Annotated in this window: 13 protein-coding genes; 11 read left to right on the top strand and 2 right to left on the bottom strand. The window is 40.5% G+C overall.

Annotation, left to right across the window (positions count from 1 at the left end):
• Positions 1-60: 60 nt before the first annotated feature.
• From ctaD to UYK_RS0115505, 7 genes are all read left to right on the top strand, one after another.
• Entirely contained in the window at positions 61-1,743 is a 1,683-nt protein-coding gene (gene ctaD / locus UYK_RS0115540) for a cytochrome c oxidase subunit I (protein ID WP_009454785.1), read from the top strand.
• A 210-nt stretch (positions 1,744-1,953) separates the two neighbouring features.
• Complete coding sequence (locus UYK_RS0115530) at positions 1,954-2,544, top strand: cytochrome c oxidase subunit 3 (protein WP_009454783.1); 591 nt, start codon at positions 1,954-1,956, stop codon at positions 2,542-2,544.
• Positions 2,545-2,620: 76 nt separating this feature from the next.
• Complete coding sequence (locus UYK_RS0115525) at positions 2,621-3,109, top strand: hypothetical protein (protein ID WP_009454778.1); 489 nt, start codon at positions 2,621-2,623, stop codon at positions 3,107-3,109.
• A gap of 125 nt (positions 3,110-3,234) precedes the next feature.
• A complete protein-coding gene (locus tag UYK_RS0115520) occupies positions 3,235-3,846 on the top strand; it encodes a cysteine dioxygenase family protein (RefSeq protein ID WP_009454776.1) in 612 nt (203 codons plus the stop codon).
• Between the two features lie 240 nt (positions 3,847-4,086).
• A complete protein-coding gene (locus tag UYK_RS0115515) occupies positions 4,087-4,566 on the top strand; it encodes an ArsC/Spx/MgsR family protein (RefSeq protein WP_009454774.1) in 480 nt (159 codons plus the stop codon).
• Positions 4,567-4,854: 288 nt separating this feature from the next.
• Positions 4,855-5,400, top strand: coding sequence for an nSTAND1 domain-containing NTPase (locus UYK_RS0115510; RefSeq protein ID WP_328587797.1), 546 nt, complete (start codon positions 4,855-4,857; stop codon positions 5,398-5,400).
• A gap of 102 nt (positions 5,401-5,502) precedes the next feature.
• Positions 5,503-6,075, top strand: a complete 573-nt coding sequence (locus tag UYK_RS0115505) for a tetratricopeptide repeat protein (protein ID WP_235182339.1) — start codon at positions 5,503-5,505, stop codon at positions 6,073-6,075.
• 733 nt (positions 6,076-6,808) lie between these two features.
• On the opposite strand, the gene UYK_RS0115495 is transcribed toward UYK_RS0115505, so the two are convergent.
• Entirely contained in the window at positions 6,809-7,693 is an 885-nt protein-coding gene (locus UYK_RS0115495) for a YihY/virulence factor BrkB family protein (RefSeq protein ID WP_009454761.1), read from the bottom strand.
• Positions 7,694-7,831: 138 nt separating this feature from the next.
• Here UYK_RS0115495 and UYK_RS0115490 point away from each other — a divergent pair, with 138 nt between their 5' ends.
• Positions 7,832-9,748, top strand: a complete 1,917-nt coding sequence (locus UYK_RS0115490) for a transketolase C-terminal domain-containing protein (RefSeq protein WP_009454758.1) — start codon at positions 7,832-7,834, stop codon at positions 9,746-9,748.
• Between the two features lie 342 nt (positions 9,749-10,090).
• The gene (locus UYK_RS0115485) at positions 10,091-11,410 is read left to right on the top strand and encodes a serine/threonine protein kinase (RefSeq protein ID WP_009454756.1); all 1,320 of its coding nucleotides are present in this window, start codon (positions 10,091-10,093) and stop codon (positions 11,408-11,410) included.
• Positions 11,411-11,761: 351 nt separating this feature from the next.
• On the opposite strand, the gene UYK_RS0115480 is transcribed toward UYK_RS0115485, so the two are convergent.
• Positions 11,762-13,411 (bottom strand): Ppx/GppA phosphatase family protein, encoded by a 1,650-nt coding sequence (locus UYK_RS0115480; RefSeq protein ID WP_009454754.1) that lies wholly within the window; start codon positions 13,409-13,411, stop codon positions 11,762-11,764.
• Between the two features lie 343 nt (positions 13,412-13,754).
• On the opposite strand from UYK_RS0115480, the gene UYK_RS0115475 reads away from it, so the two are divergent.
• Both UYK_RS0115475 and UYK_RS0115465 read left to right on the top strand, forming a co-directional pair.
• Positions 13,755-14,642 carry a 4-hydroxybenzoate solanesyltransferase gene (locus tag UYK_RS0115475; RefSeq protein ID WP_026086486.1) on the top strand — a complete coding sequence of 296 codons (888 nt, stop codon included), beginning with the start codon at positions 13,755-13,757 and terminating at the stop codon, positions 14,640-14,642.
• Between the two features lie 151 nt (positions 14,643-14,793).
• The gene (locus UYK_RS0115465; protein WP_009454751.1) at positions 14,794-15,405 is read left to right on the top strand and encodes a hypothetical protein; all 612 of its coding nucleotides are present in this window, start codon (positions 14,794-14,796) and stop codon (positions 15,403-15,405) included.
• Positions 15,406-15,591: the final 186 nt, after the last annotated feature.

The following is a 15,591-nucleotide window of genomic DNA, read 5'->3' as shown; positions in this document are numbered from 1 at the left end:
TTGATTGGAAAAACCAACAAACAACAAACAACACACAACAAACAACAAAGAAAGAAAAACATGACTCTCGAAATACCACGGAATCAGCCACCTGGAAAGGAAGCCACGATTGTGGTTGCTAGCAGTACTCATCATCACCCCGAAGCGTGGAAATGGTATGACTATTTCACGTTTAATGTTGACCACAAGGTGATCGGTATCCAATACCTGGTGACGGCGTTTTTGTTTTATCTCATCGGTGGACTGATGGCTGTAGCCATGCGTGCTGAGTTGGCGACACCGGATGCAGATTTACTTGACCCAAATTTGTATAACGCTTTCATGACCAATCACGGAACGATCATGATTTTTTTGTGGATTGTTCCGAGTGCGATTGGAGGATTTGGCAACTTCCTAGTACCGCTGATGGTGGGTGCTAGGGATATGGCTTTCCCAAAACTGAATGCGATCGCTTTTTGGTTGAACCCACCCGCAGGTTTGCTGATTTTAGCTAGTTTCTTCTTTGGTGGTTCCCAATCTGGTTGGACGGCTTACCCACCATTAAGTTTGGTAACTGCACCAATTGCCCAATCACTGTGGATACTTGCCATTGTCTTGGTGGGAACTTCCTCAATTTTGGGTTCGCTAAACTTTGTCGTCACCATCCTATTTATGAAGGTTCCCAGCATGAAGTGGGATCAAGTTCCCCTATTTTGCTGGGCAATTTTGGCAACTTCTGTTTTAGCACTGTTATCTACACCAGTGTTAGCAGCAGGGTTGGTTTTACTGTTGTTTGATCTCAACTTTGGGACTTCGTTTTTTAAACCAGATGCAGGCGGTAACGTTGTTATTTATCAACACCTGTTCTGGTTCTATTCTCACCCGGCAGTTTATTTAATGATCCTGCCTATCTTCGGTATTATGTCCGAAGTGATTCCTGTCCATGCGCGCAAACCAATATTTGGATATAAAGCGATCGCTTATTCTAGTTTGGCGATTTGTGTTGTGGGTTTGTTCGTCTGGGTGCATCATATGTTTACCAGTGGAACACCCGGGTGGATGCGGATGTTCTTCACTATATCTACCCTGATTGTTGCGGTTCCCACAGGTGTGAAGATTTTCGGTTGGGTTGCTACTCTCTGGGGCGGTAAAATCCGTTTTACCAGCGCCATGCTATTTGCGATCGGCTTATTGATGATGTTTGTGATGGGCGGTCTAAGCGGTGTGACGATGGGAACAGCACCTTTTGACGTCCATGTCCACGATACATATTATGTAGTCGCCCACTTCCACTACGTGTTGTTTGGTGGTTCTGTGTTTGGTATCTATGCGGGAATTTACCACTGGTTCCCCAAGATCACTGGAAGGATGATGAATGAAACTTTGGGTCGAATTCATTTCATCTTGACCTTTATTGGTACGAATTTGACCTTCTTACCGATGCATGAATTAGGATTACAAGGTATGCCGCGGCGTGTGGCGATGTACGATCCGCAATTTACCCACCTCAACGAAATTTGTACGATTGGTGCATACATCTTGGGGATATCAGTGATTCCTTTTACGATCAATGCGCTGTGGAGTTGGATCGGTGGGAAGCAAGCGGGTGATAATCCTTGGAATGCTTTGACTTTGGAATGGGCAACTAGTTCACCACCGGCTATTGAGAATTGGGAAGTGTTGCCTATGGTCACTCATGGCCCTTATGACTACGGTCATGATGGTAAATTTCAGCCGGTTGCTGTCACGGAACCCAGTACATGATTTTTACACAATTTAGTACAGCTTTGCCTAAAGTCGTAGCATTTTTAAACGCAGAGGATCGCGGAGGAAACGCACGCCTGTAGCAGAGTTTTTCCACATTAGAGTTTGCTACGAGTTTATGAAAGGCTGTACTTAGTGTCTTTGTGTCTTTGTGGTTTTTTTTAACAACCATAAAGGCGCAAAAAAGAGATAAAGAAAGAGGATTTTTTCATGGCGATCGCAACAACGACTAGTCCAAGTCATCATCAGGAACATAAGGATTTACGAGTTTGGGGATTGTTGACATTCCTGATTTCAGAGTCTTTAATGTTTGGCGGGTTTTTTGCTACTTATTTGTTTTTTCGTGGAAGTACAGAAGTTTGGCCGCCACAGGGAACGGAAGTCGAGTTATTAGTACCGACAATTAACACAATTATTCTGGTTTCTAGTAGTTTCGTCATTCACTTTGGTGATACGGCGATTAAAAAGAATAATGTGAAAGGAATGCGGTTTTGGTATATCGTGACCGCACTCATGGGTGCGATTTTCTTGGCGGGTCAGGTTTATGAATACATGACCTTGGGATATGGTTTGACGACTAATGTTTTTGCCAACTGTTTCTACATTATGACTGGGTTCCACGGTTTGCATGTGTTTGTGGGACTGCTGTTAATTTTGGGTGTATTGTGGCGATCGCGTCGTCCTGGTCACTATAGTTCCACTAAACATACTGGCATTGAGATGGCAGAAATTTACTGGCACTTTGTAGACATTATTTGGATTATTCTCTTCACACTTTTGTACATTCTGACTTTGTTTTAACAATTGGTAATTGGTAATTGGTAATTGTTTTTCCCATTACCTGTTACCTATTACCCATTACCAAAAGGAGATTTTTATGCAAGTTGATACGGAAAGGTTTTCTTGGTTTCAAGTACCAGAGGAAATCAAAAAATTACTAATTTTAGCGACTGAGAATTGGGAAAATACTTCAGCATCTGAAAATTATATGAATCAAGCTTTAGCTAAAACAGGAGATAATCTTGAGGTTTTGGTAGCAGCTTATAGATATTTCTATTACAAATATAATTACACAATGGCACTGCAAACTGCTATTAAAGTTATAGATAAAATTAAATTGACTGAGAAGTTACCTGATGATTGGCAACAACTCCAGCCAATATTAATTAAGCGCAAAGAAGAGCCACAAATTCGATTGTATTTAAATGCTTATGCGGCTTCTGGATTGGTATTAGCAAAACTAGGAGAAATAGAAAAAGCTAAAGAAATCAGCACTCAGGTTAAATCTATTGATGATAAAAATGATTTTGGTGCAGGAATTTTACTTGATATTTTGACTCGACCCGCAGAAGAAGATGAGGATTGATATGAACGAACACAGATGAACACCGATGAACACCGATAATTTATCTGTGTACCCTGCGGGAAGCCGCGCAAAGCGCGTCTACATCTGTGTTCGATTTCTCAAACAATTTATATCCAGTGTGATCTATGAAAAATAGAGATTGGCATGTCAATAGAGATGGAGAGTATCAAGCTTGTAAATCGCCCAGAGTGTGGGACTTACTTAGAGATAATTATCGCCTTTATCGATTCTTGACTGAATTAGAAGATATTCTGAATGATGTTGAAGATGAAACTAGCCGCTTGCCAGAAATTCAGATGTTAGTCAGGCGATTATTAGTAAATTCTTATTGGGTACAAAGTCAGTATTTGCAACCTTGTCCCAAAACAGGAACATCGGTGTTAATTCTCTACGATGAATTAGGTTTCCCATTAACATTGCAAACAGTTACTTTTGCACCAGGGACAAAATCTAATATTCATAATCATGGTACTTGGGGTGTGGTCGCTTTATTAAAGGGGCAAGAAAAAAATACATTTTGGCGTCGCAATCCCAGCCAAGAATTTACAGCAAAGATTGAACAAACAGGAGAGTTAACTTTATTACCTGGTGATATTATCAGTTTTACACCTGATGCTATTCATTGTGTAGAAGCATTAGGTAATGAACCAACTGTTACTTTTAATATTTATGGCGAAACTGATCCAAAGCAACGTTTTGAGTATAATGTAGTCTCTCACACAGCAAAAAAATTCTAATTTATTTAAAGCAATAATTTTTAATAGCAAATATTTTTGGTTTTTAATTAAAATTTAATTGTGATATTAGTTATTAGTTGTAGTTAACGCTTAATAGCTGACTACGAATTTATTGTCTTTTGCAGTAGAGGGGAAAGGTTTTTGTGTATCAGAATACATGAAATCAGTGAACAGTGAATATTAAGAAACACTGATAACTGATAACTGTTAACTGTTAACTGTTAAATAGGAGATACTGCAATGGCAAGGGTAATTTTTTATGAAAAACCTGGCTGTAAAAACAATACAAAACAAAAGACTTTGCTGACAGCCGCAGGTCATGAAGTGGTGGCGTATAACCTCTTAACAGAACCTTGGACAGTTGAACGTTTACACTCATTTTTTGGCGATCGCCCTGTAGCCGAATGGTTTAACCGTGCTGCTCCCCGTGTACAATCGGGTGAGGTTATTCCTGAAAAAGTAGATCCGCAAACAGCTTTAGTGATGATGCTGAGAGATCCACTGTTGATTCGTCGTCCGTTGATCGAAGTAGGCGATCGCCGTGAGGTGGGTTTTGATGCAGAAAAAATCGATGCTTGGATTGGTTTAAAGTCTAAGGATGAGACTCTACAAGAAATCACGGAAAAGTTGAAGAGTCAGGATTTACAGAGCTGTTCTCACAAGCATGGTCAGGGACACGGTAATGGTCAAGACCATAAACAAGGTTCCTGTCAGCATTAATTTTTTGTAGTGGGGATGTGATTTAGTTAACGAACACAGATAGATGCACACCGATAAACACAGATGAGTTATCGGTGTGCATTAGAGCCATTTATATTTGCTTTATTCAAAGAATTAAAGTTTTCGTTAAAATTACACAGCCATACTTGAATACTTTTAAATAAATTGGTTATTTTGTTTTTTGCTTTTAGCAGTTAAATAAAAAATATGGCGTTGCTAAATCAAAATATGAATTTACAATTTACGGGTGTGTAGAGACGTAGCGTTGCTACGTCTCTACTGCGGTGTGTGGGTAATATATGCAATTATTATTTCCAGGAAGACTACAAAGCAATGGGTGGGGTGGTGTCAAGTCTTGTTCAAAAAGCTGATAGTGAATATACGATATTAGTCCAACAGCATAAATCCTACGAGCGAATTATCCGCAATGTTATGCTGCGAATGATCGCTGTGAGTGATGGAAAGTTAAGCAGCAGACGAGTCCCCTTATCGGAATTGGAGTACTCAGAACCAGCAAATATTCAAGTCCAAGAAGTGATTCAGCGCTTTTGTGAGGTAGGCTTGTTGGTGAGAGGACAAAATAATGAAGGTCAAGCTTATGTAGAACTAGCTGATGATGCTTTGTTACAAGGATGGCAGAAACTGCTGGAATGGAAACAAAAAAATCACGAAAGTTTAATTCTACAAAGGCGGTTGACACCTGCAGCGATGGAGTGGAAAAAGCATCCGAAAGCCAAATATCTCTGGAATGCTGATCCGTGTCTTGACTTGCTCAGACAGATACTGAATTCTGATCACAATTGGTTAAACCAGGTGGAAACAGAGTTTGTTTAGCAGAGTGTTGTGCAAAAACACAAAAACTTTGTCTTACGTGGAAGTTTTATTTTTGGTTTTAGTTTATTGGGTCTTATTGCTATCGTTGTTCAAAGAGAGTCCTTGACCGCTCAAAGTTGTAGTTCTCAACAATCTCATAGTAGCGATCGCCTATCTTTAGTCACACCGCAAATCCCTCCAACTCCCTGTCCCCCGGTGTTGGTTTCCACGACAACCACAGTTAGCACTCAACAAGATCGCCAAATTAAACCTCCTGTACCCGTGGCGATCGCTACTGAAGACTTCTACACGAGGGTGAAGGAAAAAACAAATAAAGGTGATCAACAAAAAGTGATTCAGAATTACAATCGAGTGATTAGTAAAAATCCTCGCAATATTAATGCTTATATAAATAGAGGTATTGCTTACTACAGACAAGGCAAATACGACCAAGCCATCACTAATTACACTCAGGCTATTGGTATTAGTAAAAATATTCATGCATATATAAATAGAGGGATCGCCTACCACAGACAAGGTAAATATGATTTAGCGATCGCTGATTACAATCAAGCTTTAAGTATAAATAGTATAAATGTTGTCGTGTTCATAAACAACGTCAAGACGTTGGTCACAAATGTCTTGATGTTCTCTATGGATGGAATGATTTTGGTTAGTTCTTTTCATACAATTTGAAACATTTCTGTAAAAACCAATCCAAAATACTATCACCGCTGTGGTAGAGAACAATACATACGGAATGTTTCGCGTCTTAAAACAATACATGCAGTTTCAGAGCTATTGCCATAAGTATAGTTATTATTAGCAGCTTGATTCTTGATTAATACTGTAGCCGAAATAGCAGTAGATGCTAAAACAAAAATCCCAAACAATACTATTTTAGTAGTAAATTTTTTATTTATTTTTCTCTTAAAATTCGATACTTTCGATTGACAACAAACTTGTTGTGGAGACCAAAAATGGTTGTCAAAGTCGTAGTAACTCATCTATTTAATTAGCTCCTTTGCTACCTAAAAGCAAGAATTTAGTAGTCACCTTGCCAATAATTATGAATTATTTTAGACATTGGTGTTCCGTTAATGATATACCATCTTACTAAAAAGTATTTATATAAATATTAAGTAATTATTAGTTTTCGTCAGTAACTCATTCCTATGGATCATCAATACATAAGTTAGAAAAACTTATCATTTTATTCTTCATCTGAATAGATAAATAAAAATTTCTTGCTTCTAGAGCAACAATATGCAATTAAACTCAGCTAATTGACTCAATTTGGAAGATTTTATTTCATAAATAGTTGAAATAATCATAATTCCTCTATTTCAGCGAATCACTGTCTTGAAAATGGGTGTAGTGTTGTAAGGGTGTAAGAAGATTGATATTTTCATGGCAAGGTTAGTGGGAGTTAAAAATAATTGTGATTATTAGCTCTCATTGCTTTACCCACAGTGACATTTAACTGCGCCCCTATTAGTAGAACCAAAGAACTGAGATTGAGCCACAACAGCAACACAATCCCTGCACTCAAAGCTCCATAGGTCAAATTATAGTTTCCGAAATTGCTGACATAGACTCGAAATAATTTAGAAACACCTGCCCACAACAAAGCTCCAATAATTGCTCCAGGCATAATAGGAGTACCGTTAAACCATTGACTAGGGCCATGACGATAAATAATGCTAAACGCATAAGCGATAATCATCAAGGTCAAAAGCCAACGCAACCAAGACCAAGCAGATAAAAATATTGCTCCAAATATTTGTGTACTATCTAATACAAATTGCACAATCAGGTCACTGATAAATACTAACAAAGAAGCAGTTAAAACTAAACCAATGGTAGCAATTGTCAGGAGCAAAGAAATTAACTTTGCTTTCCAAAAAGGTTGTTTGAGATTTGGTGGAATCTGATAAATCTCATCCATGGCGTTCATAGCTGCACTAGTTGCTCCAGAAGCAAGCCAGAGGGAAACGAGAAAGCTAATATAAACTACTTCTCTACTTTGAGGTAGTTTTATCTGTCCAGTAAATTCTTTTAGTAGCAGTGGAACTTGTTCTGGGGCAAAATTAAGTACTTGGTGAGCTAAAGCATCAACTTGATCTTGAGAAATATTCAACATCCCAATAGTTGTGAGAACAGCCGCTAAGGTTGGAAATAAGGCTAGCAAGTTGTTATAAGCCATTTCCGCAGCTAAACCAGGTAATCTGTGTTCGCCACTTTCTTTGACAACTTGTTGGAGAACCTGAAAGTTGAGATGGCGAAAGAAACGGATAAAGCGAGTGGAGAACATGGGATCGGGGATTGGGGACAAGGGAGAGGATCAACAAAACACAAATGACGATTGACACTTGACTTTTGATCCTTCATTGTTCAACTGTCTATCTCAACAAATGTATGATGGCAATGAGTGAATCAAGGAAAATCAGTCATGACTAATGTTGTAGAACGTAGCTTTCCGATTGATTTAGGAGCCTACAAGCCCCTGGCATTAGACCCAAGGAATCCTACCCTCACCGATGAGCAGCGCCAAACCCTCAAAGCTAATATTCAGCTATGCCGTGATGCAATTGTTTTCTTCACAGCAACGGGAGCAGCTAGGGGTGTAGGTGGGCATACTGGTGGTCCTTACGACACAGTGCCAGAGGTGGTCATTCTGGATGCACTATTTAGAGGCGCACCAGATAAATTTGTACCGATTTTCTTTGATGAAGCAGGACACCGAGTTGCTACTCAGTATCTCATGGCTGCCCTGCATGGTGATCTACCTTTTGAGCAACTTGCTCACTATCGTGAAGCCCATTCTCGATTACCTGGACATCCAGAGTTGGGATTGACACCTGGTGTCAAATTTAGTTCTGGGCGTTTAGGACACCTTTGGCCCTACATTAATGGGGTGGCAATGGCCAATCCAGGCAAAGTGGTGATTTGCCTTGGTTCTGATGGTTCACAGCAAGAAGGTAATGATGCGGAAGCAGCACGCTTGGCAGTTGCAAAGAATCTCAATGTCAAACTGATCATTGATGATAATGATGTCACCATTGCTGGACATCCTTCTGAGTATCTGCCTGGTTTTAGTGTTGCTAAAACCCTCACAGGTCACGGAGTTAACGTCAGTGTGGGAGATCCGGAAGACATAGATGATTTATACCGTCGCATTTGCGAAGCAGTAACTACCGATGGTCCAATTGCTTTAGTCAACAAGCGAAAAATGGCTGTAGGGATCGATGGTATTGAGGGATCAACCCACGGTCATGATGTGATTCCAGTCGATAAAGCGATCGCCTACTTAGAAAAGCACGGACAAACCGCAGCTGTCGAATACCTCAAGAACATCCAAAAACCCAAACTACCCTACACTTTTCTGGGTGTGAGTGAAAAATGGGATTCTAACCGCAATGTCTTCGGTGATGCTGTGGTATCTGTCCTCAGCCGCATGAGTCCCGAAGAACGTAAAGAAAAGGTCATGTGTATCGATAGTGACCTCGAAGGTTCCTGCGGTTTGAAAAAAATTCATGATGCCTATCCAGATATTTTTGTCGCTTCTGGCATTATGGAACGGGGTAACTTCTCCGCCGCCGCCGGCTTCGGTATGGAAAAAGGCAAGCAAGGCATTTTCGGAACTTTTAGCGCCTTTTTGGAAATGTGTATTTCCGAAATCACTATGGCGCGGTTGAACTATTCCAACGTCCTGTGTCACTTTTCTCACTGCGGTGTAGACGACATGGCAGACAACACCTGCCATTTTGGTCTAAATAATATGTTCGCTGACAACGGCTTAGACGACGGCTATGAAACACGGTTGTATTTTCCAGCCGATGCTGGTCAGATGAAAGCCTGCGTGGAAGCAGTATTTTTTGACCCTGGGTTAAGATTTATCTACTCTACCCGCTCGAAAGTTCCCCAGATTTTAGATGAAAATGGTAAGAACTTCTATGGCGAAGGTTACACCTTTGTTCCTGGGAAAGATGAAGTTGTGCGGGAAGGAACTGCTGGTTATATTATCAGCTTTGGTGATGGTTTGTATCGCGCCCTCGATGCTGTCGAAAAACTCAAACAGCAAGGAATTGATGTTGGTTTGATCAATAAGCCGACACTCAACGTTATTGATGAAGAGATGCTAGCTAAAGTTGGTAAAGCACCCTTTGTCTTGGTTGTAGAAGCACTCAACCGCCGCACAGGTTTGGGTAGCCGCTTCGGTTCCTGGTTACTAGAACGCGGACTGACACCAAAATTTGCTCACTTGGGTATTCATAAAGAAGGTTGTGGTGGATTGTGGGAACAGTTCCCCTATCAGGGACTAGATCCTGATAGCATTATCAAGAAAGTCAAGGAACTAGTTAGCTAGCCATAAATTGGGAATAAGAGGGATGAAATTCAATCCCTCTTTTCAGAATTTAATAGTTATTAATATCTGATATCAAGTTCGCATGATTACTTATAATTCCCGTTTCACCTCACCCCCCCTCTCCTTGCCAAGGAGAGGGGCTATTCTTGTGAGATTTTTTATTTGATTAACCAAAGTCGATATCACAGATAAATTGGCGTTGCTGAATCAAGATATGAATTTACAATTCACGGGTATGACCAGACGTAGCATTGCTACGTCTTAGTTATTCAGTGAATTTACCATTTATTTTCTAAAAATTTGTTACATTGATATTAAATCACTTGACTGGAGTATTTATCCATGCTTGAAGCGGGGCAAGTATTGCGTGACCGCTACCAACTCAAACAAAAGTTGGGACAAAATGCAGGTCGTCAAACCTGGTTAGCTGAGGATATCGCAACTCAACCAGCAGAATTAGTGATAGTCAAGTTCTTGGGGTTTGGTGATCAGGTACAGTGGGATGATCTGAAATTGTTTGAGCGAGAAGCGGATGTACTTAAACAACTAAGTCATCCCCGGATTCCCAAGTATCGCGATTATTTTTCTATTGATGATCGTATTCTTTGGTTTGCTTTAGTTCAACAATATATTCCTGGTTTATCTCTCAAAGAATTACTGAATCAACGACAGAAGTTTTCTGAGGAAAAAGTCCGAAAAATTGCTTGTGATGTCTTAGAAATTTTGATTTATTTACACTCTTTAATTCCCCATGTTTTACATCGTGATATCAAACCAAGTAATTTAATTTTGGGTGAAGACAAACAAGTATATTTAGTTGATTTTGGTGCGGTACAAGACCGAGCTACAGCCCAAGGAGCTACATTTACAGTAGTAGGAACTTATGGATATGCACCCATCGAACAATTTGGTGGTCGAGCAGTTCCTGCTTCTGATCTTTATGCTTTAGGAGCAACATTAATTCATTTAGTTACAGGTATTTCTCCCGCAGATTTACCCCAACGAAACATGCGGATTCAATTTAGCGATCGCACTAATTTAAGCCCTCATTTTACAAGGTGGTTAGCAGCACTCACGGAACCCGATGTAGAGCAAAGATTTCAAACAGCACATCAAGCTTTAGAAAGTCTCAACAATCGCCTCACTACTCACTCTTCTGGTGTAGTTTCTCAACCTCATGGTAGCCGAATTCATCTCAAAAAAACGACCAGTTATCTAGCAATTAAAATTCCAGCACGAGGTATACAATCTTCTGATAGCTTTTTATTATTTTTTGTGAGTCTATGGTATGGAATTCTTCTTTTGTTTACAAAAGGTGTTTTCCATCCTTTTCTCTTAATTCATTGGATAGCTGGGTTGTTACCACTGAGTATGTTGTTATTTCCTGCTTTTGGAGAAGTATATATTCGTTTTGATCATAAATATTTTTTCATGGAGTGGGAATTATTTGGTCAATGCTATCGTAGAAAGCGAGGAAATACTGCAGCTATTCACGATGTCTGTGTCAGCCGTGAAACAATTTCTTTGAATAATAAACCCTTGATGGCAGTTAGTATTGAAGCTGGAGTTCAAAAATACAAATTTGGTGCATTTAGTCCGGAAATAGCTGATGTAGAACAGCAATGGTTGATTAAAGAAATCAAAGATTGGTTAGGACTGTAATCAGAAATCTCACCTCAGCCTCAGAATTTATTCTGAGGCTAATAGCAAAAGTCTACTAAAGTAGACTAAACATTAATCATCCGTAAGGACACCCCAGTTAGGGTTCCCCCACCAAGGAATATGTCGCATTCTTTTTTCAAATTGGTATAACATTATCCATCTATAGCAACCCGTGTAGGAATTCTGAAAATTGAGAGACTCACCTCCCTACCTCCCTGACTTCTACAAGAAGTCGGGGAGCTTGTTGTTCACGAATAATTTAGGAATGCTTATAGTCGTCTTGAGACGACTTCAGCTATCAGCCTGGGATTTAAATCCCAGGCTGTCGGTTGGACTCAATAAACAAACTAGCTAACCAACTACAACAGCAGGTTCTTCCAAAGTTGCTACTAATTTCACACCGAATTCTGACTCAAATACTCCCTTTTTATAATCCAAACTCCAGAGTTCTAAGGAGCATTCATCATCAGGACGAGACGGGAAAATTTGCATTTTTAATTCTCGTGTAGCTGGAATAAATTCACATTGCAATCGCTGAATTGCTCCTATTTGCCGACGATCTAAAGCAACTGCTAGTCTGAGAATTGCACTCAACTGACTAACAATTTGTCGGTGTTCTTTATGCACCAAATTGCGAAAATTTTCATGCTTTTTCTTAGGCGGAGATTTGCGATGATAACGGGCGATATTGGCGATGATTTCCATTTCGGTTTCGGTATAGCCAAGTAATTCGCCATTGCGAATTAAATAATATGAATGTTTGTGGTGAGAGTCATGGCTGACAAAATGTCCACAATTGTGTAGGATTGCCGCAGCCCAAAGAAGTTGTCTTTCTTCGGCTCCCCAGTTATGGAGTATACCTTGGGTTTGATCAAATATACTCAAGGCAAAGATAGCAACGCGATCGCTATGTTCTAAGTTGACATGGTATTTCTTACCAGTTTTGAGAACACTGCGCTGACGCACCGAACTTTGGTAGCGCAGGCGGTCTTCAATTAATCCGTGGGTGAGCATCCAGTCGACAATCACGCCTTCACGCAGGGCGCGTTCACAGACTGTAATCGACTCTAGCCCCAACAGATTCATTGCTTCCTGTAATATGATTGCCCCAGCCAGGATCACTTCTGACCGTTTTTCCGGCATTCCAGGAATTGTCGCCCGTTCGACGTTAGTCATTTTCCGCAAGCGATTTACCCACTCGTGCAAGTCTTTTAGGCTGAACTGATAACCATTCAGCGTTGAGGGAACAAAACCCAATTTTTCACGGGCGTTGATTACTGCCAGAGTTTCAATAGTACCGGAAGTCCCCACTAAGCGCGGGTGTTCACCAAACTCTAGGTTTGCCAGTACCTCTTCAACGGAACGTTCTAACATCCCTCGTGCATAAGCTTGCAGGTATTGAAACTCAGCGTTGCTAATGGGATCAGTGTTAATTAATTCATTGGTGAGGCGAACTGCACCTATTTTGGTACTGGTAAGAGTTCGTGCTTGGTGACTATCTCCCAAAATAATTTCTGTGGAACCGCCACCAATATCAACAATTACGTGGGGCTGGTTATTAAATTCCATCCCCGACAGTACACCCAGATAAATCCGTCGTGCTTCTTCTGGACCGGAAATTAAATCAATGCTCAAACCCAATTCAGCTTCTACCTTGTGTAGAAACTCCTTTCCATTGGGAGCTTCTCGTACGGCGCTAGTTGCTACAGCAATGATTGTTTCGGCGTTGAGAGTTTTAGCAACTTCTTGGAAACGTCGCAAGCAGGCGATCGCTCTTTCTATCACTTCTGCTTTTAAGCATCCTGTGACTAGATCGCGATCGCCCAATCTCACGGTTTCCTTTTCTCTACCAATAATGCTGAATGCTGGTAGTGTTGCTTCAATCCGCACAATCACCATGTGCAGAGAATTGGTTCCCAAATCGATTGCAGCGATGATTCGCTGTTGCTTGTCTGTTTGAGTGAGTGTACTCCCCCAGCTAGCAGAAACCAAATTGACCATTTAGCGTTCTCTCAGTAAATGAAGTAAAAGTTAGGTAAAAGCTGACTTGCGGACGATCACAAAGTAGTGTCTGTTCACCAATTGATTTTCAGATTGACTCTGATGCTTGACTGTGCCTGAGCTTTTGACTCACCCTGCAAGATCCACAAATTTGACTATTCATTTTGAGTCAAAGTTGCCACATTAGCAGTTGCTTCTATAAATATCAAATAAAGTTATTCTATATATGTGAAGATGTGTGAATTAGTTGATGGTTAGTTGTTGGTGGTTAGTGGTTATTTCCCCACTCCTCACACTCCCCCCACCCCTCACACTTCCCCCGATTCTTTATCCTCCATCCCCTATGCTTAGTACGCCAGAACGCAACCAGGAACCTACTTGGCTTGTGATCATCCGATTATTGCGGTGGCATAAACCAGAAGGACGACTAATTTTGATGATTCCTGCCCTATGGGCTGTATTTTTAGCAGCTGGTGGAAAGCCGCCTTTACCATTGGTTGGCGTGATCATTTTAGGAACACTTGCTACAAGCGCTGCTGGCTGTGTTGTCAATGATTTGTGGGATAGAGATATAGACCCAGAAGTAGAAAGAACGCGTGATCGCCCCCTCGCTTCCCGTGCCCTTTCTGTAAAAGTCGGTATTGCGATCGCAATAGTGGCTTTTTTCTGTGCAGCGGTTCTTGCTTTCTATCTTAACCCAATCTCCTTTTGGTTGTCTGTGGCAGCAGTTCCAGTAATTTTGCTCTATCCAGCCGCCAAACGGGTGTTTCCGGTTCCGCAATTAGTGCTATCAATTGCCTGGGGTTTTGCGGTGTTAATTAGCTGGAGTGCTGTGACACAGAATCTTTCTCAACCGACTTGGCTACTTTGGGGAGCGACTGTACTTTGGACACTGGGATTTGATACTGTTTACGCCATGAGCGATCGCTCTGACGACAAGCGTATTGGTGTAAATTCCAGTGCTTTATTTTTTGGTGATTATGCAGCGATCGCTGTTGGAATTTTCTTTGCTGGCACTATATTGTGTCTTGCTTGGTTGGGAATCGTGATTCAGCTTCACCTAGTTTTTTGGCTCAGTCTTGTAGTTGCCACTGCTGGCTGGGTTTGGCAGTCTGTTCGCTTAAATCAACAGGATTTACCTAATTCTGCATACGGTGAAATGTTCCGGCAAAATGTTTGGATTGGTTTTATCCTACTGGCTGGGATGATTTTTGGTTGCCTGTATCAGTGAACAGCTAGCAATTGATAACTGATCACTGATTCCATTACAGTGCTATAGTAAACTTTCTGTAAATTTTGCGTAAATGCACTGAGAAACTCTTCCGAAATTCTACGAATTTCGATAAAAGTTGGGTATACAACCATAGTTAACACCCAACGCAATGAAACGAAGTTTGCCAACAAGACGCTATGCGTCTGCACAACTTGTACAAATTGCCATTATTGCTTTCATTTCCCTTGGCAGTATTGGTATTGTTGGGGTAGGTTTCGTTTTCAGACAAGCTTTTAACAGTAACAATCAAGTTAGAACTATACAAGATCCCTCACGTTACCAAGAAATTCGTCATAAACTTTGGTTAAATCAAAATCAAGTCAGACATTTTCCTAATCATATTCCGCCTAATAGCTCGGAAGTTCGTCTTGCTTACTCTCGTGGTTTGTTACAAGGACAAAAAAACAATTTTTTTCAACTTAGGTTGAAACTTCCAGAACAACAGGTCAAGGAATTACATAATCAATACAAAGCTATAGCTAAGCACAGATATATAGGTGGTAACACCAATGACCACGCCAACCTACCTAATGGTGTGCCTACAACTTTTTTTTATACTAGTAACTCTCAAGAAGATTCCTTCCCTAACTCCTATGAAATATTAGTATTGGGCGCAAACGATAGAAGTGCTTCTAATTTTAAGTGGAATCATGGTGATAGTTATGGTGTCGCCATAGATCTGTCAGCTTCACAGATTGTCTATTGGGCTGAAGAATGGTAATAAAATTAACAATACTTGGCTCTAGTCCTTCTAGATAAGAACTGAGTTAGCCAGTTATTAACTGTATAAAACATGCTTTTACTGTAATAATCATTAAGTATTTTCCGTGAAACTTCAGAGTTTTGTGTCACACTGATATCTTGCACCTACGCCATATCCCGCTTCATGCATTTCGCGTCTAACGCG

It is taken from the genome of Fischerella thermalis PCC 7521, from assembly GCF_000317225.1.
GTDB classification, from domain to species: domain Bacteria; phylum Cyanobacteriota; class Cyanobacteriia; order Cyanobacteriales; family Nostocaceae; genus Fischerella; species Fischerella thermalis.
This window is presented reverse-complemented; position numbering and strand designations above follow the sequence as displayed.